General features: G+C 59.8%; 19 protein-coding genes and 1 pseudogene. 15 read left to right on the top strand and 5 right to left on the bottom strand.

What is annotated here, in order from left to right; genetic code table 11:
• Positions 1–225 precede the first annotated feature (225 nt).
• The 3 genes from F8N12_RS06655 to F8N12_RS06645 are packed head-to-tail and all read right to left on the bottom strand — an operon-like array spanning position 226 to position 5,181.
• Positions 226–2,127, bottom strand: coding sequence for an ATP-binding protein (locus tag F8N12_RS06655; RefSeq protein ID WP_150579744.1), 1,902 nt, complete (start codon positions 2,125–2,127; stop codon positions 226–228).
• Positions 2,124–3,056, bottom strand: a complete 933-nt coding sequence (locus F8N12_RS06650; RefSeq protein ID WP_150579743.1) for an ABC transporter substrate-binding protein — start codon at positions 3,054–3,056, stop codon at positions 2,124–2,126. The genes F8N12_RS06655 and F8N12_RS06650 overlap by 4 nt, the downstream gene beginning before the upstream one ends.
• A gap of 1 nt (position 3,057) precedes the next feature.
• Positions 3,058–5,181, bottom strand: a complete 2,124-nt coding sequence (locus F8N12_RS06645; protein ID WP_150579742.1) for a TonB-dependent receptor plug domain-containing protein — start codon at positions 5,179–5,181, stop codon at positions 3,058–3,060.
• Between the two features lie 197 nt (positions 5,182–5,378).
• On the opposite strand from F8N12_RS06645, the gene F8N12_RS06640 reads away from it, so the two are divergent.
• From F8N12_RS06640 to pyrF, 11 genes are all read left to right on the top strand, one after another.
• Complete coding sequence (locus tag F8N12_RS06640; RefSeq protein ID WP_150579741.1) at positions 5,379–6,404, top strand: NAD(P)H-dependent glycerol-3-phosphate dehydrogenase; 1,026 nt, start codon at positions 5,379–5,381, stop codon at positions 6,402–6,404.
• A gap of 31 nt (positions 6,405–6,435) precedes the next feature.
• The gene (locus F8N12_RS06635; RefSeq protein ID WP_150579740.1) at positions 6,436–6,783 is read left to right on the top strand and encodes a DUF4389 domain-containing protein; all 348 of its coding nucleotides are present in this window, start codon (positions 6,436–6,438) and stop codon (positions 6,781–6,783) included.
• Complete coding sequence (gene sixA / locus F8N12_RS06630) at positions 6,780–7,235, top strand: phosphohistidine phosphatase SixA (protein ID WP_150579739.1); 456 nt, start codon at positions 6,780–6,782, stop codon at positions 7,233–7,235. Before F8N12_RS06635 ends, sixA begins: the two co-directional genes overlap by 4 nt.
• 224 nt (positions 7,236–7,459) lie before the next feature.
• Positions 7,460–9,127, top strand: a complete 1,668-nt coding sequence (locus tag F8N12_RS06625) for an AMP-binding protein (RefSeq protein WP_150579738.1) — start codon at positions 7,460–7,462, stop codon at positions 9,125–9,127.
• A gap of 30 nt (positions 9,128–9,157) precedes the next feature.
• Entirely contained in the window at positions 9,158–9,601 is a 444-nt protein-coding gene (locus F8N12_RS06620; RefSeq protein ID WP_150579737.1) for a hotdog fold thioesterase, read from the top strand.
• 128 nt (positions 9,602–9,729) lie between these two features.
• On the top strand, positions 9,730–10,536 hold the full coding sequence (locus tag F8N12_RS06615; protein ID WP_150579736.1) for an alpha/beta fold hydrolase: 807 nt from the start codon (positions 9,730–9,732) through the stop codon (positions 10,534–10,536).
• The gene (locus F8N12_RS06610) at positions 10,533–11,384 is read left to right on the top strand and encodes an alpha/beta hydrolase (RefSeq protein ID WP_150579735.1); all 852 of its coding nucleotides are present in this window, start codon (positions 10,533–10,535) and stop codon (positions 11,382–11,384) included. Before F8N12_RS06615 ends, F8N12_RS06610 begins: the two co-directional genes overlap by 4 nt.
• A 50-nt stretch (positions 11,385–11,434) precedes the next feature.
• The gene (locus F8N12_RS28190; RefSeq protein ID WP_412072131.1) at positions 11,435–11,641 is read left to right on the top strand and encodes a hypothetical protein; all 207 of its coding nucleotides are present in this window, start codon (positions 11,435–11,437) and stop codon (positions 11,639–11,641) included.
• Between the two features lie 8 nt (positions 11,642–11,649).
• On the top strand, positions 11,650–12,456 hold the full coding sequence (locus F8N12_RS06600) for a DUF4892 domain-containing protein (RefSeq protein WP_150579734.1): 807 nt from the start codon (positions 11,650–11,652) through the stop codon (positions 12,454–12,456).
• Between the two features lie 68 nt (positions 12,457–12,524).
• The gene (locus tag F8N12_RS06595; RefSeq protein ID WP_150579733.1) at positions 12,525–13,580 is read left to right on the top strand and encodes an AI-2E family transporter; all 1,056 of its coding nucleotides are present in this window, start codon (positions 12,525–12,527) and stop codon (positions 13,578–13,580) included.
• A 134-nt stretch (positions 13,581–13,714) separates the two neighbouring features.
• Positions 13,715–14,413: an orotidine-5'-phosphate decarboxylase gene (gene pyrF, locus F8N12_RS06590; RefSeq protein WP_191623123.1), complete on the top strand. Its 699-nt coding sequence runs from the start codon at positions 13,715–13,717 to the stop codon at positions 14,411–14,413.
• Positions 14,414–14,485: 72 nt separating this feature from the next.
• On the opposite strand, the gene F8N12_RS06585 is transcribed toward pyrF, so the two are convergent.
• Complete coding sequence (locus F8N12_RS06585) at positions 14,486–15,490, bottom strand: NADP-dependent oxidoreductase (protein ID WP_150579731.1); 1,005 nt, start codon at positions 15,488–15,490, stop codon at positions 14,486–14,488.
• Complete coding sequence (locus tag F8N12_RS28025) at positions 15,487–15,621, bottom strand: hypothetical protein (protein WP_263596516.1); 135 nt, start codon at positions 15,619–15,621, stop codon at positions 15,487–15,489. The genes F8N12_RS06585 and F8N12_RS28025 overlap by 4 nt, the downstream gene beginning before the upstream one ends.
• Before the next feature lie 100 nt (positions 15,622–15,721).
• On the opposite strand from F8N12_RS28025, the gene F8N12_RS06580 reads away from it, so the two are divergent.
• The 4 genes and pseudogenes from F8N12_RS06580 (at position 15,722) to F8N12_RS28180 (ending at position 20,105) form a co-directional block, all read left to right on the top strand.
• Positions 15,722–16,483: an SDR family oxidoreductase gene (locus tag F8N12_RS06580; protein ID WP_150579730.1), complete on the top strand. Its 762-nt coding sequence runs from the start codon at positions 15,722–15,724 to the stop codon at positions 16,481–16,483.
• Between the two features lie 175 nt (positions 16,484–16,658).
• A complete protein-coding gene (locus F8N12_RS06575; RefSeq protein ID WP_150579729.1) occupies positions 16,659–18,023 on the top strand; it encodes a PLP-dependent aminotransferase family protein in 1,365 nt (454 codons plus the stop codon).
• A gap of 156 nt (positions 18,024–18,179) precedes the next feature.
• A pseudogene (locus tag F8N12_RS28185) lies at positions 18,180–19,244 on the top strand (HAMP domain-containing protein); the annotation flags it as partial.
• Entirely contained in the window at positions 19,224–20,105 is an 882-nt protein-coding gene (locus F8N12_RS28180) for a methyl-accepting chemotaxis protein (protein ID WP_412072132.1), read from the top strand. The pseudogene F8N12_RS28185 and the gene F8N12_RS28180, both read left to right, overlap by 21 nt.
• Positions 20,106–20,107 lie beyond the last annotated feature (2 nt).

The following is a 20,107-nucleotide window of genomic DNA, read 5'->3' as shown; positions in this document are numbered from 1 at the left end:
ATGCGGCAGGTGGGGCAAATCTTCCGACCGTCGAAGCGTTCATGCCTCGAGCCGGCAGCCTACTCATAGACTATTGCGTTGTAGTGAAAGTCACAGCGCCAAGGACATGAATGTACACTTGTGCACTGAAATTTTTATTCAAGCCCCTTTTCGGGCCCGTTCGGGTGCCTAAGACTGCCGCACTTTCGCTTGTCACGCCAGTCGCAGATGGTCGAAAGGCCTGCGCTACTGCACCCATCGCTGCAGAATCTGCTGCAGATCGGCACGTTTGAACGGCTTCGCCAGGTAATCGTTCATTCCCGCCGATAAACAGGCTTCGCGGTCGCCCTGCAAGGCGTTGGCCGTCAAGGCGATGATTGGCACGTCAGTACAGCCGGGCAATTGGCGAATCTGGCGAGTGGCTTCGTAGCCATCAATGATCGGCAGCCGACAGTCCATCAGAATCGCTTCAAATATGAGGCTCTCGGCACTGCGTACGGCCTGGGCGCCATCGGTTGCCACGCTCACAGTAAAGCCCAGGCTGCGCAACATTGCCTCGATCACAGTCTGGTTGACCGGATTATCTTCCACCAGCAACACGTTGCGTCCGGCACCATCGCTGTTCGTTGAGGGTGAATGCGGCGCCGACACCTTTGGCATCTGTTTAGAGAGCGCCAGCGGTATCTCCAGAGTAAATACCGAGCCGCTTCCTTCCTCGCTCTGCGCGCGTAACGTGCCGCCCATGCGTTCCGCCAGTGTACGGGCGATCGGCAGCCCCAGGCCCGTGCCGCCATATCTCCGGGAAATCGAACTGTCGGCTTGCTGGAACGCCTCGAACATCAGTTCCAGGCTCTCGGCCGGGATACCGATGCCGCTGTCACGCACCGTGCAGGTGAACCATAACAACTCATGATCCAGCGATTGCCACTGCGGCTCGATGCTGACGCGGCCTTGCTCGGTGAATTTCAGTGCATTGCCCACCAGATTGACCAGAATCTGCCGGATCCGCGTTGGATCGCCCTGCACCTGCAACGTGCGCATGTCCTGTGGAATCGACAGCGCGAGCTCAAGCCCGCGTTGCGCGGCACTGTGGTGAAACGACTGTGCGCAGCTGCTGATCAGGTCCATGAGGTTGAATGGAATGTGCTCGAGCTCCAGTTCCGAGCGCTCGATGCGCGAAAAATCGAGAATGTCATTGATGACTTTGAGCAGGTGTTCCGTGGACTCCGAGGCCAGCGCCGCATACTCGATTTGTTCGTCGGTCATCTCGGTGGTTTCGAGCAATTGCAGCATACCCAGCACGCCATTCATCGGCGTGCGCAGTTCATGGCTCATCATCGCGAGGAATTCGGATTTGGCGTTGTTGGCCTTTTCCGCTTCTTCGCGAGTCTGGATCAACTGCGCCATCGCCTGATGCTGCTCGCGACTGGCCTGCTCAAGCCCTTGGGCAAGATTATTGATGTGCTGCGACAACGCACCAAGTTCAGCATCGTCCACGATCGGCAGCGGCGTCTTGTAGTCGCCCAACTGGATGGCCTTGACCGCATTGCCGATATCGCGGATCGGTTTCGACAGGCTGCTGGCCAGGCGTCGCGCAATCAAAAAGGTGAACAGCAGTGCGCATAAGGCGAGCACGGCGGCCTTGAGGAGAATTTCCTGCTGACGTTTGTTGAACGCGTCGCTCGACAGACCGACGATCACCCGACCCAGGTAGTCTTCGGCGGGCGCTGTGCCGGCCGCCTTGGTGTTCTGGAAAAAATCATTATTGAGCGCGATGCGCTGAAGCCTGACCGGCGCCTGAAACACCTCGACCTGACGGGAGCGGGAGTGGCTTTCCGCAGGATGCTCGACGTACACGAGAATTCGGTCGGCGCTGTCCTGAACCTCAAGGAAGCGCACATTGGGTGTGGCCAGGGTGGCCTTGAGCAGACTTTCCAGAACCTCGTTGTTGCCTGATATCACTCCGTATTCCGTCGCCGGGGCCAGCTGGTTAGCGATCAACTGACCGGTATGGTTGAGCTCCTGACGCAAATCCTGAATTCGTACGAAGGTGAAGAAACTGATCAACAGCAAGGTCAATAACAGGGCCGGGCCGAGGCTGATGATCTGGGTACGGGTATTGATGTCCCAGCGACGACGGAAGGTCATGGGCGGCGTTCTCCTTCGGCCAACAGTGAGGCGACAGATGCTTCATTCATCTGTTCCATACCTAATGAACGGGCGACTTGCGGGTTACATGAAACCTTGAAGCGGTGCGGGTAGTACGTGCGCGGCCAGGTCGCAGGTGGTCGGTCGAGCAGGGTGTCGAGGATAGCCAGCCAGTCGGCCTGATCGCTGTAGGTACTGGCCAGACTACCTGCCTTGACGAAGGCGGCGTTGGGACCGATCAGCGCAGTCTGCCGCGCATAGCTGCTGAGCAGCAGGTTCTTCGCGGTTTTGGGGTTGTACAGGTCGGGATCGTCGATTCCCAGTAACACGTCGCTGTTTTTCAGCAAGTGTTGCAGCGGGCGGCTTTCGCTGGTGTCATCCCAGCGTTCGCTGACAATCTCCAGGCCCAGGGGGCTGGCGGCTTGGCGCAGCTCCTTGAGGAGGAACTCGCTGTGGTCGTCGTAAAGCACGCCAATACGTTTAGCCTCAGGCAAGAGCATGCGCGACAGACGCAGTTGTCGCCCAAGCGGCGGGTCACTCCAGAGCAGGCTCAAGCGTGATGGCACGGTCGAACCCAAACGCTGATGAGCCTGCACGCGACTGATGCGCAGCACCAGGGTGGGCGGACCCTCAGGGTCTTGCAGGCGCCAGTCGAGTCCTGGCATGTCCAGCAGAATCAAACGGGTGGCGTTGGGCAATTTACCGGGGGCCGGCAGGCTGGCCAGTGGCTGGAAACGTACGGTGTCCGCCGGGCGCAATTCGCCCAGTGCCGAGGCGAAGGCGTGCATGCCAGGGCTGTTCTCGGTGCCGGTCAGCAGGATCTCGGCGGCGCCGGCAGACGCATTGGTGAGCAGGCCGGCAGACAACAGGCAGACCCCGGCCAGCAAGCGGCCAAGGAGTGGCATCTTCCGTGACTGAGATTGCGTCATCCTAGAACGACAGCTCTGCGCTGAAGTAAATCACTCGTCGCTCATCATAGCGATTATCGATGAATGTCGTGGGTTGCCGATCCAGTCGCTGTTGGAGCACGCCCGCCAGTTCCAGCTGAGCGTGGCCCAGCGGGATGTGTTTGGCAATGCGCGAATCGACCCGTTCGAAGCGGTAGCCGTTGAGCGCATCGTCGCCATAATAGAAGAGGGCGCTGTTCCAGTCATGGCCCCAGTCATGCAGCCACCCGGCAGAACCGCTGTTGCGTGCGGTCTGTTGTGCATCCAGGGGATTGCTCGCTTGGGCATCGACATAGGCGTAGGTCAGGCGTAACCGGTCGGCGCGACTCATGCGCCAGTCGAGTTGGGTCTCAGCGCCATTGAAGCGCGAGCTGTTGGCATTGCTGGCGATGTACTGATTGTTGCGCAGCGGCTCGCTGATCATGCCGGTGATTTCGTCATGGAATACCTTCACGTCCACCGCCAGCCCTGGCCCGGGGAAGTAACCGTTGTAACCCAATTCACGAGAGCGCATGTGTTCCTGATCAAGATTGCCAGGGCCACGGGTCCTGACGAAGTAGCGCGCGCTGCTCTGGCCGTAGGCACCGGGCTTCAGGTTGGTCACCCGATAGCTCCAGTTGACGTTGTTCTCGAACATGTCCGGCGAGCGGATCGCCTCCGAGTAAACCGCGCGCAACCCGTGGCGCGGATTGATCAAATAATTGACCGCTATTCGCGGGGTCAGCGAGCTGCCGATCAACTGAGTGTCTTCGAACATTGCGCCGCCCTGCAGCAACCAGTGCTCACTGGCGCGCCATTCGAACTGCCCAAACGCTCTCCAGGTGGTGTCATCCAGCGTGCCGTTGAAATAGGTTTCGGAATCGGCCCGGTCGTAACGATAGTTCAAACCGCTGAGCAGACGCAGGCTGTCTGACAGGCTGAGGGTGTCCTGCAGTTCGAGGTCGTAACGCGACTCCCGGGCGCTCTGGTCGATATCGCCGCACAGTGTCTGGCGGGCGCCGTCACGCCATTGTCCGAGCGCCTGAGCAGCCAGTGCCTGCTCTGCCGGTGTGCCGGCCGGCGCCCCGGGCCCGGTGAACCGTTCGATATTACGGGCCAGGCGCTCGGTGTAGTCCGGGTTGAGCTGCCACAGCTCGGCCAACTGTGGACTGAACGACACCTCCGCGTCGCAGGCGCGCCAGGTTTGCTGACGATCCCAGTGCTGGGCCGAGCCTTGGATATAAAGGCTGTGGTCGGGGGCGAGGTCGAGGTTCCAGCGCAAGGAGCCTGCGTAATCCTTGGCCTTGACGTCGGAATTATCCCCCGCCGCGGTAATCCCCGAGAACACCGGCCGGTAAGTGTAGGGGCGTTGATTGGCGCCGTCCTTGGCACTCAATTGCCAGTCGATGCTTTGCTGCTCGTCCAGCGCCTGGCTGACGGCGAGGCTGAAGCGGTTCAAGCGGCGACTGTCGCGGTAATCGGCGCCGCTGCGGTCCGAATCAAATCCGTCATCCTCCTGCCCGGACAGCGAGAGGCGCAAGTCGCCGCCGTCCCACCCCTGACCCTGACTGGCATAAAAATCATTGATGCCGCGTTGGCCACGAGTGATTTTCATCCGCGTGCCGTGGCTGCCGGCCGGGTGGCGGGTGATGATGTTGACCACCGCCATCAGCGCATTGGCGCCGTAGCTGACGGTATTCGGCCCGCGAAACACTTCGACGCGCTCGATGTCCTCCATCGCCACCGCAATATCGCTCCAGTCCACCGTGGCCAGACCGGCGCGATAGACGGAGCGGCCATCGATCAGTACTTGCATGCGTCGCGCTTCACTGGCGTTGGTGCCGTGGTAATTCACCGCTGGCTGATTGCCATTGATGTTGCCGACCATCATGCCCGGCACCAGGCGCAGCAATTCGCTGATATCGCGGGCACCGCTGGCCGTTATCAACTCGTTGTCGATCACCGTCATGCTCCCCGGTACCGCCGCCGGTGACTGTTTCAGTCGGGTGGCGGTCAGCACTTGCGGCAGTGACTCGCTGTCGAGGAACAAATCGTCTGCCTGTAACGACGGGCTGAGAATCAGCGCCAGAAACAGCGGCGAACGGGAGGACGGAAAAGCAAAAGACACGAGACAGCCTTGGAAGCGAACGATTGGCGCGCATGTTAACCGAGCCGGTCAGGTTTTCCAGTCACGAAGCCTGCATTTTTCCTTGGTTTTGTTGGTCTTCTTTCTACATAAGCCGTGAATTGTTCAGGGGGGTGGTCGCCATTGGGACGCTCCGTATAATGCCGGCATCGCCACTGGTATGGATTAACGGATTGCATATGACTGAACAGCGCCCGATTGCGGTCCTGGGAGGCGGAAGTTTTGGTACCGCCGTGGCCAATCTACTGGCCGAGAACGGCCATCAGGTCCGACAGTGGATGCGTGATCCCGAGCAGGCCGAAGCCATGCGGGTCAATCGCGAAAACCCGCGTTACCTCAAAGGCATCAAGATTCTTCCGGCGGTCGAGCCGGTTACCGACCTGCTCGCCACGCTGGAAAGCTGCGATTTGTGTTTCGTTGCATTGCCGTCCAGCGCCCTGCGTTCGGTCCTCGCGCCGCATGCCGAGCGCCTGAGTGGCAAGCTGCTCGTGAGTCTGACCAAAGGCATCGAAGCCGATACCTTCAAACTGATGAGCCAAATCCTCGAAGAGATCGCTCCGCAAGCGCGCATCGGCGTCCTGTCAGGGCCGAACCTGGCCCGGGAAATCGCCGAACATGCGCTGACCGCCACGGTGGTCGCCAGCGAAGACGAAGAACTGTGCCAACGGGTCCAGGAAGCACTGCACGGCAAGACTTTTCGCGTGTACGCCAGCGCTGATCGGTTCGGCGTCGAGTTGGGTGGGGCGCTGAAAAACGTCTACGCGATCATTGCCGGCATGGCCGTGGCGCTGGGCATGGGCGAGAACACCAAGAGCATGCTGATCACCCGTGCGCTGGCGGAGATGACCCGGTTTGCCGTCAACCAGGGTGCCAACCCTATGACCTTTCTCGGCCTGGCGGGCGTGGGCGACTTGATCGTGACGTGCTCATCGGCAAAAAGTCGCAACTACCAGGTCGGCTTTGCCCTTGGTCAGGGGCTGAGCCTGGAAGAGTCGGTGACACGATTGGGTGAAGTCGCTGAAGGCGTGAATACGTTGAAAGTGCTGAAAGCCAAGGCCCAGGAAGTGGGCGTGTACATGCCGCTGGTCGCCGGACTGCACGCGATCCTGTTCGAAGGGCGCACGCTGGATCAGGTGATCGGTCTATTAATGCGCGGCGAACCGAAAACCGACGTCGATTTTATTTCCACCAGTGGTTTCAACTGACCACGTTTTCAAAGCAGGCAGGGCATTTCACATGAACGATCCGAAAACGGAAGCCAGGTACGAGTCCATCCTGCTCAGGGTGTTGTGGATGATCGTCTACGTGCTGGTCTGGCAAGTCGCGCAGTTCATCCTCGGCGCGGTGGTGCTGGTCCAGTTGATCTATCGTTTGATCTACGGCGCCCCCAGCGCCAGCCTTATGAATTTTGGCGACAGCCTGAGCCAGTTCCTGGCGCAGATCGGTCGTTTCGGCAGCTTCCATAGCGACCACAAGCCTTGGCCGTTCGCCGACTGGCCGACGCCGCGTGCGCCGGAAGGTGAAGCACCGCATGTGGTGGCGCCGGCACCGCACCCGGCCCGAGATGAGGAGCCTAAACTATGAAACTCTGGGTATTACGGCACGGTGAAGCCGAGCCACACGGCACGCGGCCCGATTCGGAGCGGGCGTTGACTGCGCATGGCAGGGAGGAAGTGTTGCGCATCGCGGCCGAATTGGTCGGGCAGTCGGTTACGGCGATTTATGCTAGCCCTTACGTGCGTGCGCAGCAGACGGCCGAGATTGTCAAAGAAGCGCTGGGTTTCGCGCCTGACATCCGCACCGTCGACTGGCTGACACCCGACTACCGTCCGCAAACAGTGGCGGAGCAACTGGTGTCGGTGGATTATGCGTTGCTGGTGAGCCATAACCCGCTGGTCGGTAATTTGCTCGGTTACCTTCAACATGGCCACGTGCAGGACCCGGAATCGGTAAAAACCGCGGGTCTGGCTGAGCTGGAAGGCGACCTTCCACTGGCGGGCGGCATGAAACTCAACAGCATCAAACACCCAGCTTGAATGCAGTCACCTGATCCCTGGGGGTGAGACCTGATCCCTGTGGGCGCAAGGCTTGCCCTCGCGATGGCATCACTGCGGTGGATAAATGCGCCCGCGGTGACGTCATCGCGGGATAGCCTTGCTTAACACGGTGCTTGGCAGGTTTATTTTCTTTGTCAAATAGTCAACCAAGCAATCGCTTGGTTGACTACGCTTGCTCCAGACCAAAAACAGGAGCGAGTCGTATGTCTGCCGCTTTTCGCCTGCCGCTGGACGTTTTCTACGAACGTGAAGCCCGCCATCCGCGCCAGCGCTACCTGGTGCAACCGACCGGTGCTGGCCAGGTCGAGACGTTGACCTGGGCGGACGTCGGCCACCAGGCCCGATGCGCTGCACACTGGTTGCGTTCGCGAGAACTGCCGCAGGGCAGCCACATCGCCCTGATCTCGAAAAATTGCGCGCACTGGATCATCGCCGACCTGGCGATCTGGATGGCCGGGCATGTTTCAGTGCCATTGTACCCCAACCTCACTGCGGAATCGGTCGCGCAAGTGCTCGAGCATTCCGAGGCTGCGCTGGCCTTTATCGGCAAGCTGGACGACTGGCCGGGCATGTCCCGCGGAGTCAGCCCAACGTTGCCGACCATCAGCCTGCCATTGCATCCACCCGGCCCGTTCGATTTCAGCTGGGCGGACCTGCAAGCGAGTTCACCGATCCAGGATGATCCCAAGCCGTGCGCCGACCAGTTGGCAACGATCATTTACACCTCCGGCACCACCGGCATTCCCAAAGGCGTGATGCACAGCTTCGGCAATCTGGGTTTTGCCACGTCTCGCGGTACGCAACTGTTCGGTCTCAATGAAAAGGATCGATTGCTGTCGTACCTGCCACTGTGCCATGTCGCTGAGCGAATGTTCGTTGAGCTGGCCTCGATCTATACCGGGCAAACGGTGTTTTTTGCCGAGAGCCTCGACACTTTTCTCACTGATTTGCAGCGAGCGCGCCCGACAGCGCTGTTCGGAGTGCCGCGCATCTGGACCAAATTCCAGATGGGCGTATACGGCAAGATCCCGGCGAAGCGTCTCGATTTTCTCCTGAGCTTGCCTTTCATCGGCAAGCGGGTCGGCCACAAGGTGCTTGCAGGGCTGGGGCTGGATGCACTGCGGGTGGCCCTGTCGGGTGCGGCGCCGGTCCCGCAGACCTTGCTGATGTGGTATCGCAAACTTGGGCTCGACGTACTCGAGGTGTACGGCATGACCGAGAGTTGCGGGTACTCCCACATCGGGCGGCCCGGTGAGCATCAACCCGGCTGGATCGGCAAGCCGTGCCCGGAGGTGGAGGTGCGCATCGACGATTCTGGCGAAGTCATGGTGCGCAGCGGCGCGACCATGCTTGGCTATTACAAGGAGCCCGAAAAAACCGCCGACACGATTACTGAAGACGGCTTCCTGCGTACCGGTGACAAAGGCGAACAAGACGTTCAGGGCTACCTGCGCCTGACCGGACGCCTGAAGGAGATTTTCAAAACCAGCAAGGGCAAATATGTTGCGCCGGCACCGATCGAAAATCGCCTGGCCGGGCATTCAAGGATCGAACAAGTCTGCGTGGTCGGCGATGGTTTGAGCGCGCCACTGGGGCTGTGCGTGCTCTCTGCGCTCGGCCAGCAAGACGCGGACGGTGCGGCGCGCGCGGGCCTGCAGTCGAGCCTGGAAAAACTCCTCGAAGAAGTCAATGGTGCTCTGGACAAGCATGAGCGTCTGCGCCGGCTCATTATTGTCAAAGAAAGCTGGGCCGTGGAAAACGGCTTCCTGACGCCGACCCTGAAGATCAAACGCAACGTGATCGAAGCCGCTTACGGCGCCCGGTTCGAAGAATGGAGCGAGCGCAGTGAGGCCGTGCTGTGGCAGGATTGAAACCTATAAAAAACAACAAAGGATGTCAGCATGAGTCTGTGGCGTACCACACCGAATATCGAGCAACTGAACGCGATTCAGAAAAACACTATTGGCGAAGTGCTGGATATCCGCTTCGAATCCTTCGATGAACAATCCCTGACGGCGAGCATGGTCATCGACCACCGCACTCATCAGCCATACGGCCTGCTGCACGGCGGCGCGTCGGTGGTGCTGGCCGAGTCTGTCGGTTCGATGGCCAGTTATCTGTGCATCGATGCCAGCAAGTTTTACTGTGTCGGTCTGGAGATCAATGCCAATCATCTGCGTGGGCTGCGCAGCGGGCGCGTGACCGCAACGGCCAAGCCAATCCACATCGGGCGTACGACGCATGTATGGGACATTCGCCTGACCAGTGATGAAGGCAAGGCCAGCTGCGTGTCACGGCTGACCATGGCGGTGGTACCGCTGGGGGAGAATCCGCCGGCTCGCTGAGCACCGATCAGCTGCGCTGGGCGGTATCACTCTGACCGGACTGTCATCATTCCTGGCAGTTACGGTCATTGCGCAGCGCGCCTGGCATGCGGAGAATCGGTCTTTGTTTCGTGAATGGAATGGCCGGTATGTCGCAGCAGATTTTTTTCGCCCACGCCAACGGGTTTCCTTCGGCAACCTACGGCAAGCTGTTCGCGGCGCTGGCGCCCGAATATCAGGTGACGCATCTTGAGCAGCACGCGCACGACCCGCGCTTTCCTGCCGACGACAACTGGCACAATCTGGTGGATGAGCTCATCCATCATCTTGAGCAGCAGGCGCAGCCAGTCTGGGGTGTCGGCCATTCCCTGGGCGGCGTGCTTCATCTGCATGCGGCATTGCGATGTCCGCAGCTGTATCGCGGCGTGGTGATGCTCGACTCGCCAGTGCTGACCCGCACCGACCAATGGGTGATCCGCGCGGCGAAGCGCTTTGGTTTTATCGATCGCCTGACGCCGGCTGGCCGTACCCTGGGCCGCCGTGAAGAGTTCACCGATCTGGAATCTGCCCGTCGCTATTTTGCTGGCAAGACGTTGTTTCGAGGTTTCGATCCGGACTGTTTCGATGCCTACCTTCAATACGGTTTGCACAAGGTTGGCGACACGCTGCGGCTGCGCTTCGATCCGGCCACCGAAATCAGCATCTATCGGGGCGTGCCGCATACCAGCCCCGGCCGCGCACGCCTGCTGCAGGTGCCGCTCGCCGTGGTGCGCGGGCATAAAAGCCGCGTTGTCATGCGCCATCACACCAGTGCCGTTGGCCGCATGCCGTTGGGTGAATCCCTGACCATGCCGGGTGGCCACATGTTTCCCCTCGAACGTCCTCATGAAACGGCGACGCTGTTGAAAAACCTGTTCACTCGCTGGCACGCGCGGCACGAGCAGGATTGCGCATGAACAGCGTGGAAGAAGTCCGGTTGAATCTGCCCCACATCGAGTTGGCCGCACACCTTTGGGGTCCCGAAGATGGCTTGCCGGTGATTGCCCTGCATGGCTGGCTGGACAATGCCAACAGCTTTGCCCGATTGGCGCCGAAGCTCGACGGGCTGCGCATCATCGCCCTGGACATGGCGGGCCACGGCCATTCCGGGCATCGACCGACCGGTGCCGGATACGCCATGTGGGATTATGCCCACGACGTACTGCAAGTAGCCGAGCAACTGGGTCTGCAGCGTTTTGCATTGATGGGGCACTCCATGGGCGCCATCGTGTCATTGATCATTGCCGGCTCTTTGCCGGAGCGCGTCACGCATCTGGCCTTGATTGACGGAGTCATCCCTCCTACCGACAAAGGCGAAAATGCCGCCGAGCGCATGGGCATGGCCCTGCAAGCGCAACTGGACCTGCGGGACAAGCGCAAACCGGTCTACACCACACTGGACCGCGCCATCGAAGCGCGCATGAAAGGTCTGGTGGCGGTCAGCCGCGAGGCGGCCGAGCTGTTGGCGCAGCGGGGCCTTGTGCCGGTGCCAAGCGGTTACACCTGGCGCACCGATAACCGCCTGACGCTGCCTTCGCCTCTGCGTCTTACCAGCGAGCAGGCGATGGCCTTCGTGGCGCGAGTCAGTTGCCCGGCCACTCTAATCGTGGCTGCAGACGGCATGCTCGCCAAACATTGCGAATTGCTGGACCGGCTCCCCTTCACTCGGGAACAGCTGCCAGGTGGCCATCATTTGCACTTGAATGATGACCAAGGGGCCAGCCTTGTCGCAGACTGTTTCAAACGCTTCTTCACACTTCCTTGACTTGAGCGAGGCAACTGTCGAGGCTGGGCGGGTTGAAATGGGAGACAACCATGATAGATCTCTACACCGCTGCGCCCCCGAATGGCCACAAGGTCTCTATCGTGCTCAAGGAGCCCGGCATGCCGTGCACAGGGTATGCTTTGAGTATCTACAACATGGAATACCGGCATTTCAAGACCGTGCAGCCAGAATGGCCGATACCGAATCGCATCGATGACGCCCGCGTCTTCAATGCCCAGGCCTCGCTGATCCGATGAGCCTGCCTATGCGATTTCTCGGTGTCATGGCATTGTGCAGTTTCACTCCTCTGCTGTTTGCTGCCGATGTGCCCGGCAGTCAGGACCTCCCGATCGTGCCGCGCATGGCCGATGCGCAAATTGTCGACTATCGGCCGGTGGCTGAACTGGAGCGGATCTACCCCTTGGGCTCGATCCGCAAAATAAGCGGTCAGTTACGTTTCGACGGGCAGGTAAGCGCCCGTGGTCAAGTCACATCCGTGACCTACGAGCTACCCCCGGAGCATTCCTCGAATGCAGCATTCACTGCTGCTCGCGAAGCGCTGCAAGAGCAAGGCGCGCAGTTACTGTTCTGGTGTCAGGCGCGGGATTGTGGCGAGAGCAGCCTCTGGGCCAACGAAGTGTTCAGCAATGCCAAACTGTACGGCGCCGATGATCAGCAGGCATATCTGCTTTTGAGGCTTGCGGCGCCGCGCGACAACACGCTGGTCGCGCTTTACGGCATCACTCGCGGCAATCGCAAAGCCTACCTGCACGTCGAGCAATTCGACGCCGAAGCGCCGTTGGGTGATGTGCTGCCGACCTCCGCAACATTGCTGCGCGAGCTCAAAAGTACCGGCGAGCTGGATTTCCCCAAACTCACGCAAGCGCCGGACGAAATCTGGCTGCGCCTGCTCTCGCGCGGTCTTAATCTCGACACCGGTTTGCGGGTCGCGATTTCCGGGCCCAATGCCGAGGCCTGGCGTCAGGCATTGATGGGGCAGGGCGTGCGGGCGGCGCGTATGGAGACAGGCAGTGTCGAAGGCTCTGGCTTGCGCATCGAGCTGTTGCGTTAAGCTGTAGCGGGCGAACACGCCAGCCGTGTTCGTCTACTCCTTCTGACTGAATCTTTTTCGAGAACCGGATGATCAATAACGATCGGCTGTTGGTGCAAATCCTGCTCCTGGTGCTGTTTGGCGCGAGCTTCTGGGTGATGGCGCCGTTCTGGTCGGCAATGTTCTGGGGGGCGGTGCTGGCGTTTGCCAGCTGGCCGCTGATGCGCTTGCTCACCCGATGGCTCAATGGCCGGGAATCTTTGGCAGCCGCGCTGCTGACCATGGGCTGGATGGTACTGGTGGCGGCGCCGTTGGTCTGGCTGGGATTCAACCTGGCCGACCATGTACGCGATGCCACCGCCTTCATCAAGGATGTGCAGGTCGACGGACTGCCTGAAGCGCCGGCCTGGCTCGGCAGTATTCCGTTGGTCGGGGAGCGGATTGTTGGCATCTGGAACAGCATCGATCAGCAAGGCGCGGCGATGATGGTTTCGCTCAAACCTTATCTGGGGCAGGTGGGGAACTGGCTGCTGGCGCGCAGCGCACAAATTGGCGGCGGCATACTGGAGCTGACGCTGAGCATCGTATTCGTGTTCTTCTTTTACCGTGACGGGCCGCGATTGGCGGCATTCGTCCACAGTCTGCTGCAGCGGTTGATCGGTGATCGTGCCGGTTACTACATCGAACTGGTCGCCGGTACCGTGCAGCGGGTGGTAAACGGAGTGATCGGGACCGCCGCTGCCCAGGCCGTTCTGGCCCTGATCGGCTTCCTGATTGCCGGGGTTCCGGGGGCGTTGGTGCTGGGTATCGTCACATTCCTGCTCAGCCTGATCCCGATGGGCCCACCCCTGGTGTGGATCCCGGCCACGGCGTGGCTGGCCTGGAAGGGCGATTATGGTTTGGCGATATTCCTCGGCTGCTGGGGCATGTTCATCATTAGCGGAGTCGATAATGTACTCAAGCCTTATCTGATCAGTCGCGGCGGTAATCTTCCGCTGGTGATCGTGTTGCTTGGCGTGTTTGGCGGGTTGATCGCGTTCGGCTTCATCGGCCTGTTCATCGGGCCGACATTGCTGGCCGTGGCTTACAGCCTGTTGACCGACTGGAGCAAAAGCCAGGCGCGGGTTGATGAACGCCGTCCCTGAGGGATGGAACTCGACACAGTCGGCGCAAGGGCTAGTCTTGGTTGGGCGCCGACGATTCACCGATCATCGGGTCCCGCAGTCGCGCTGGTTCCGCTACAATGCGCGCCGATTTCATCCTGCCTGAGAGCCCGCACATGTCCGTCTGCCAGACTCCTATCATCGTCGCCCTGGATTACCCCACCCGTGACGCCGCACTGAAGCTGGCCGACCAGTTGGACCCGAAACTGTGCCGGGTCAAGGTCGGTAAGGAGCTGTTCACCAGCTGCGCATCGGAAATCGTTGGTACCCTGCGTGACAAGGGCTTCGAGGTATTCCTGGACCTCAAGTTTCACGACATCCCTAACACCACAGCCATGGCGGTGAAAGCGGCAGCTGAAATGGGCGTGTGGATGGTCAATGTGCATTGCTCCGGCGGTCTGCGCATGATGGCTGCCTGCCGTGAAGTGCTTGATCAGCGTAATGGCCCGAAACCGCTGCTGATCGGTGTGACCGTGCTGACCAGCATGGAACGCGAAGACCTGGCGGGTATCGGTCTGGATATCGAACCGCAGGAGCAAGTACTGCGTCTGGCGGCCCTGGCCGAAAAGGCCGGGATGGATGGTCTGGTCTGTTCGGCGCTGGAAGCCCAGGCGTTGAAACTCGCGCATCCATCGCTGCAACTGGTGACGCCGGGGATTCGTCCGGCAGGTAGCGCGCAGGATGATCAGAGACGCATTCTGACCCCTCGCCAGGCGCTGGACGCCGGTTCCGATTATCTGGTGATCGGGCGTCCGATCAGTCAGGCGGCAGATCCGGCGAAGGCACTGGCAGACGTTGTGGCTGAGCTGGCTTGATCAACCGCTGAAATGACAGGGGGAGCAAACCAGTTCGCTCCCCTTTGGATATGGTCAGAAATCTGACCGGCTTCAGACCTTCAACACCAGTTTCCCGAAATTCTCGCCGCTGAAAAGTTTCATCAGCGTCTCCGGGAACGTTTGCAGGCCTTCGACGATATCTTCCTTGCTCTTGAGCTGACCCTTGGCCATCCAGCCGGCCATTTCCTGCCCGGCGGCGGCGAATTGCGCAGCGTGGTCCATCACCACGAAGCCTTCCATCCGCGCCCGGTTGACCAGCAGGGACAGATAGTTGGCAGGGCCCTTGACCGCTTCCTTGTTGTTGTACTGACTGATGGCGCCGCATATCACCACGCGTGCTTTCATGTTCAGACGACTCAATACCGCGTCGAGGATATCGCCTCCGACGTTGTCGAAATACACGTCGACGCCTTTGGGACATTCGCGTTTCAAGCCAGCGTGAACGTCTTCGCTTTTGTAATCGATGGCGCCATCAAAGCCCAGTTCGTCGATCAGAAATTTGCATTTGTCTGCGCCGCCCGCAATGCCTACTACGCGGCAACCTTTGATTTTGGCAATCTGCCCGGCGATGCTGCCGACAGCACCGGCTGCGCCTGATAGGACAACGGTGTCGCCTTCTTTCGGTGCGCCGACTTCCAGCAGTGCGAAATAGGCGGTCATCCCCGTCATGCCCAGCGCCGACAAGTAACGCGGCAGCGGCGCCAGGTTCGGATCGACCTTGTAAAAACCACGGGGCTCGCCGAGGAAGTAGTCCTGGACCCCAAGCGCGCCGTTGACGTAGTCGCCGACGGCGAACCCGGGGTTGTTCGAGGCGACGACTTTGCCCACGCCCAAGGCGCGCATTACTTCGCCAAGGCCAACTGGCGGAATGTAGGACTTGCCCTCATTCATCCAGCCACGCATCGCCGGGTCTAGAGACAAATATTCATTCTTGACCAGAATCTGCCCGGCAACCGGTTCGCCGACGGGTACTTCCTGATAGGTGAACGTCTCGCGGGTGGCCGCGCCGAGGGGACGTTTGGCGAGCAGGAACTGGCGGTTGATCGGGTTTGTCATGACGGACGCTCAAGATGAATGAAGCTTTGTTGATAGCCCTTAAGGGGCGATGCTGCAAGTCTGGCAGATGCGGCGAATGCAGCTTGATCCAGTGCAGTGATGATGTTGACCGTTCCATCACTGCCGCTCATGGGTGCCCAACCGGCCTTCTGATAGTGCTGCCGCGCCATGCAGACGTGTGCTTAGACTGAGAGCCTGTACGTTCACCATCTCCCCTTGAGGACAAACCACATGAGCATGACGTTTTCCGGTGAGGTCGCCGTAGTGACTGGCGCCGCCAATGGCATCGGCCGCGCGACTGCCCAGGCATTCGCCGCCGAGGGATTGAAGGTGGTCGTTGCTGACCTCGATACTGCCGGTGGTGAAGGCACGGTCGCGCTGATCCGTACGGCGGGAGGGGAGGCCACATTCGTGCGCTGTGACGTTACCCTAGAAAGCGATGTAAAAAACCTGATGGACGAAGTGGTCAATGCTTACGGCCGTCTTGACTATGCCTTCAACAATGCCGGCATCGAAATTGAAAAAGGCAAACTGGCCGATGGCACCCTTGATGAATTCGACGCCATTATGGGCGTCAACGTCAAAGGTGTCTGGCTTTGCATGAAATACCAGTTGCCGCTGTTGCTGGCCCAGGGCGCTGGCGCCATCGTCAATACCGCTTCGGTGGCGGGACTCGGTGCTGCTCCGAAGATGAGTATTTACGCCGCCTCCAAACACGCAGTGATCGGTCTGACCAAATCGGCAGCCATCGAATACGCCAAGAAAAAAATCCGCGTCAACGCGGTGTGCCCGGCGGTGATCGACACTGACATGTTCCGCCGCGCCTATGAAGCCGACCCGAATAAAGGCGAGTTTGCCAACGCGATGCATCCGGTGGGCCGGATCGGCAAGGTAGAAGAAATTGCCGCGGCAGTGTTGTACCTGTGCAGCGATGCGGCAGCCTTCACCACGGGTCATTCGCTGGCGGTCGATGGCGGCGTCACAGCGTTCTGAAACTGGCGATCAAGCTATTAAAAACCCGCAGCCGTGCGGGTTTTTCTATGCCTCGAAAGCGCGGGCATTATGTTTCAAATGGTTAGAGATTCGCGTTTTGTCGGCGTTGTCGCACAGCCTGTCGATCGCTCCTGTGATTAACTGCTTTGCGCCAATGAACAGGAGTTGCGTGCTCATGGAATTGAGAATTGATCGACAGGCATTGGTGCCTGTGGTGCAACAAATCGTCGACGCACTCGCCTGCTGGATTCGCCAGACGCAGCTGTCGCCGGGAACTCGTCTGCCTTCGGCACGGCAGATTGCCAGAATAAATCTGCTCAGTCAGTCCAGTGTGGTGGAGGCTTGCGATCGGCTGGTGGCTCAGGGTGTGCTTGCGGCGCGCCACGGCGCGGGCTTCTTTATCGTCGCTGCGCCGGCGTCAACGGCTTCTGCGCCTTGGCTCGACGGTGCCGATGCGGGGCCGCTTACTGCTACGCAGGCACTGCCGCTGGGATGTGGCGGTGTGCCGCACAGCTGGCGCGAAACGGATGATCTGGGCTACGCGATCCGCCAGGTCAGTCGCTCCGACATGGCTGCTGTCTTCGACTACAACACACCGCTTGGTCTGCCAGCGTTGCGACAGCAGATACTCAAGCGCTTGAGGCTTATGGATATCGCCGCTAATGAGGACTGCATCATGACGGTCGCAGGCGCGAGCCAGGGACTCGATCTGATCGTGCGCACGTTGTTTGATACACAGGACTGCGTGGTGGTGGAAAGTCCCGGGAATCCAATGCTTTTCGAGCTGCTCAAACTGCATGGCGTCCTGGTTTTCGAGGTGCCGCGCACACCTTGCGGACCTGATATCGAAGCGCTGCAGACGTTGCTGTTGAAGCACCAGCCTCGGGCGCTGTTCATCAACAGCTTTCATCATAATCCAACCGGTAGCAGCCTGGGGCCGGCAGTGGCACGACGGGTTGTGCAACTGGCCAGAACTCATGGCCTGGTAGTGGTAGAAGATGACGTGTATGCCGATTTGCACAGCGGTCGCGGTGTGCGGCTCGCCGCGCTGGATCCCGGCGTGATCTACATCGGCAGCTTTTCCAAGACACTCAGCAGCTCGTTAAGAGTTGGCTTCATCGTGGCCAAACCGGCAATGATTGCGAAGCTGGCCAAGGTGAAAACCATCAGCAGCCTGGGCACTTCAGCGTTCAGCGAGGCGGTGCTGACATGTTTGTTGACCAGCGGCGCTTACCATAAATTGGTACAGCGCCTGCGCCAGCGATTGGACACTGATCGCGCCGCCGCCTTGCAGATGCTGGAGGACGCCGAGTGGGAAGTTTTCGGTAAACCAGGCGGGCTGTTCATCTGGGCGCGCTCACGCCCGCGCACGTATGCAGAAGTGACGTCGTTGGCTCGGCGTTTTGGTGTGTCTCTGTCGTCGCAGACCGCTTTCAGCTTTGCAGGGCAGACCGGAGAGTGGCAGCGTATCAATGTGACCTGTGCCTGCGATTCTCGCGCGCGCGCGTTTTTTCACGCCACCACCCCGGATCGACCTTGATCGTTCTGAAAACGACGATGCCATAGCTTTTTGCCATTGTTCCGCCGCCAGAGCCTTGTGTTGATTCCTGCCCATTGCCAACCTGCACCATCCGATCGATTCAAGGGACCACGTGCAATAATTACGGCCGCGCAAGGACGTTTTGCCAACCTCGGTATGGCCAAAAAACTGGGAGCCGGATTTATCTTGGTATTGCTGTTGACAGCCTTGGTGGCTGCCATCGGCGTGTGGTCCTTGAAAACCATCAGCGGGCGTTTCGATGGACTGCAAAAGATGTCGTCGCTTAACAGTGGCTTGATCAAAGTGCGCCTGTTGGAGCAGGAGTACGCCTTGCACGGTAACGCAAAAACGGTCACCGCTCTGCATGCGGGGGTTGACGCACTGGGCGTTCTGGCCAATGAGCTCAAGGCTGCATCTGCGATCAACGTCCCTGTAATGAACGATGTCGAGCAGTCGCTGAGTGCGTATCGCCACGCTTTCGATGAGTTCGTTTCTTTGAGTCAGGCCAAGGACCTGGCCCTGGAGATGGCCAGTTGGTCTGTGTCGAGCGTTGCCAATAACCTCGACGTCCTGCAGGCCGGGCTCGCCGATGATGGAGCCTATACCCTGAAGGAATCCGAAGGGAAGGACGGCAGGCAGTTCATTGAGCAGGCCGGCCAGGTCAGCCAGGTTGCGCGGCTGATGTTGCAGGCCATGAACGAAGCGCGCGTGCGACTCGACCAAAGCCGTAAGGGTGACGACAGTGCGGCGCAAGGCGAAATCGAGCAGGCAGAGCAGGCACTCAGCCAAGCTGAACAATTGAAAACCTCGGTCAATGACGAGGGTTATCAAACCGTCCTCAATGAGGTGGTCGGCCATATCGGTGGCTTCAGTGAAAAACTTGCGGAATACACAGGACTGCTGGCCCAGGAGAAAATAGTCTATGCGCAGTTGCATCAGCGCGCCGAACAGGTGATGGCGCGGGTGGATCAGGCGTATGTCGCCGAGGATCAGGCGATGCACGCCGAGCTGCAGAAAAACACCCTGCTGATCATCGGCTCGTCAGCCCTTGCACTGTTGGTTGGGTTGATTGCTGCATGGGTCATTACCCGACTGATCGTCGCGCTGCTGCGAAGTGTGATCCGGGTTGCGCAACAAATTGCCGCCGGCGATCTAAGTGGCACGGTTGCGGTGACGCGCCGCGACGAAATCGGCCAGCTCATGCAGGCCATGCAACAAATGGGTGCCGGGCTGAGCGGCATTGTCAGCGGTTTGCAGGCGGGGATCGAGCAATTGGCCAGCTCGGCGCAATCGCTTTCGGCAGTGACCGAGCAAACCAATCTCGAAGTCAGTAGCCAGAAAGAAGAAACCGAACAGGTGGCGACGGCGATGAATCAGATGACAGCCACCGTGCACGATGTCGCTCGCAACGCCGAAGAGGCTGCCTTGGCCGCGCAGACAGCGGACGGCAAGGTCGAGAGCGGTCAGTTCGTGGTACGTCAGAGCATGGAGCGGATCGAGCAGTTGGCGAATTCGGCGTCTTCTGCGAGTTCCAGCATTGAAAGTCTGGGTGCGCAAATCCAGAACATCGGCGCGGTGCTTGACGTCATCAAAAGCGTGGCGCAACAGACTAACCTGCTGGCGCTCAATGCGGCTATCGAGGCGGCCAGGGCGGGCGAGCAGGGCAGGGGCTTTGCAGTGGTCGCGGATGAGGTGCGGGCCTTGGCCAGGCGCACCCAGCAATCTACCGAGGAAATTGAGCGCCTGATCAGCGCTTTGCGTTCGGCCGCACAGTCTTCAGTGCAGCAGATCCATAACAGCGCCGAGTTGGTGAAGCTGGCGGTGAGTGATGCGTTGCAAACTGAAAGTGCCCTGGGCAGCATCGCTGCGGCTGTCTCTCTGATCCAGCAGATGAACCAACAGATCGCAGCGGCTGCCGAAGAGCAGAGCTCGGTGGCGGAGGAGATCAACCGTAGCGTGACCAGTATTCGTGCCAGCGCTGATCAGTCTTCGTTGGCAATGCAAGGGAATGCGGCGTCAAGTATCGAACTGGCGCAGTTGGGTGTCGAGCTGAGAGGGATGGTCGGGCACTTCAGGCTCTGAAG

It is taken from the genome of Pseudomonas fluorescens, assembly GCF_902497625.1.
Taxonomy (GTDB): Bacteria; Pseudomonadota; Gammaproteobacteria; order Pseudomonadales; family Pseudomonadaceae; genus Aquipseudomonas; species Aquipseudomonas fluorescens_BQ.
The sequence above is the reverse complement of the archived record's forward strand: the minus strand, read 5'-3'. Positions and strand labels throughout refer to the sequence as shown.

Coding starts and splice junctions, on each gene's coding strand:
- F8N12_RS06655 (WP_150579744.1), bottom strand. CDS start 2,127: ATGACCTTCCGTCGTCGCTGGGACATCAATACCCGTACCCAGATCATC.
- F8N12_RS06650 (WP_150579743.1), bottom strand. CDS start 3,056: ATGACGCAATCTCAGTCACGGAAGATGCCACTCCTTGGCCGCTTGCTG.
- F8N12_RS06640 (WP_150579741.1), top strand. CDS start 5,379: ATGACTGAACAGCGCCCGATTGCGGTCCTGGGAGGCGGAAGTTTTGGT.
- F8N12_RS06635 (WP_150579740.1), top strand. CDS start 6,436: ATGAACGATCCGAAAACGGAAGCCAGGTACGAGTCCATCCTGCTCAGG.
- sixA (WP_150579739.1), top strand. CDS start 6,780: ATGAAACTCTGGGTATTACGGCACGGTGAAGCCGAGCCACACGGCACG.
- F8N12_RS06625 (WP_150579738.1), top strand. CDS start 7,460: ATGTCTGCCGCTTTTCGCCTGCCGCTGGACGTTTTCTACGAACGTGAA.
- F8N12_RS06620 (WP_150579737.1), top strand. CDS start 9,158: ATGAGTCTGTGGCGTACCACACCGAATATCGAGCAACTGAACGCGATT.
- F8N12_RS06615 (WP_150579736.1), top strand. CDS start 9,730: ATGTCGCAGCAGATTTTTTTCGCCCACGCCAACGGGTTTCCTTCGGCA.
- F8N12_RS06610 (WP_150579735.1), top strand. CDS start 10,533: ATGAACAGCGTGGAAGAAGTCCGGTTGAATCTGCCCCACATCGAGTTG.
- F8N12_RS28190 (WP_412072131.1), top strand. CDS start 11,435: ATGATAGATCTCTACACCGCTGCGCCCCCGAATGGCCACAAGGTCTCT.
- F8N12_RS06600 (WP_150579734.1), top strand. CDS start 11,650: ATGCGATTTCTCGGTGTCATGGCATTGTGCAGTTTCACTCCTCTGCTG.
- F8N12_RS06595 (WP_150579733.1), top strand. CDS start 12,525: ATGATCAATAACGATCGGCTGTTGGTGCAAATCCTGCTCCTGGTGCTG.
- pyrF (WP_191623123.1), top strand. CDS start 13,715: ATGTCCGTCTGCCAGACTCCTATCATCGTCGCCCTGGATTACCCCACC.
- F8N12_RS06585 (WP_150579731.1), bottom strand. CDS start 15,490: ATGACAAACCCGATCAACCGCCAGTTCCTGCTCGCCAAACGTCCCCTC.
- F8N12_RS28025 (WP_263596516.1), bottom strand. CDS start 15,621: ATGAGCGGCAGTGATGGAACGGTCAACATCATCACTGCACTGGATCAA.
- F8N12_RS06580 (WP_150579730.1), top strand. CDS start 15,722: ATGAGCATGACGTTTTCCGGTGAGGTCGCCGTAGTGACTGGCGCCGCC.
- F8N12_RS06575 (WP_150579729.1), top strand. CDS start 16,659: ATGGAATTGAGAATTGATCGACAGGCATTGGTGCCTGTGGTGCAACAA.
- F8N12_RS28180 (WP_412072132.1), top strand. CDS start 19,224: ATGCAGGCCATGCAACAAATGGGTGCCGGGCTGAGCGGCATTGTCAGC.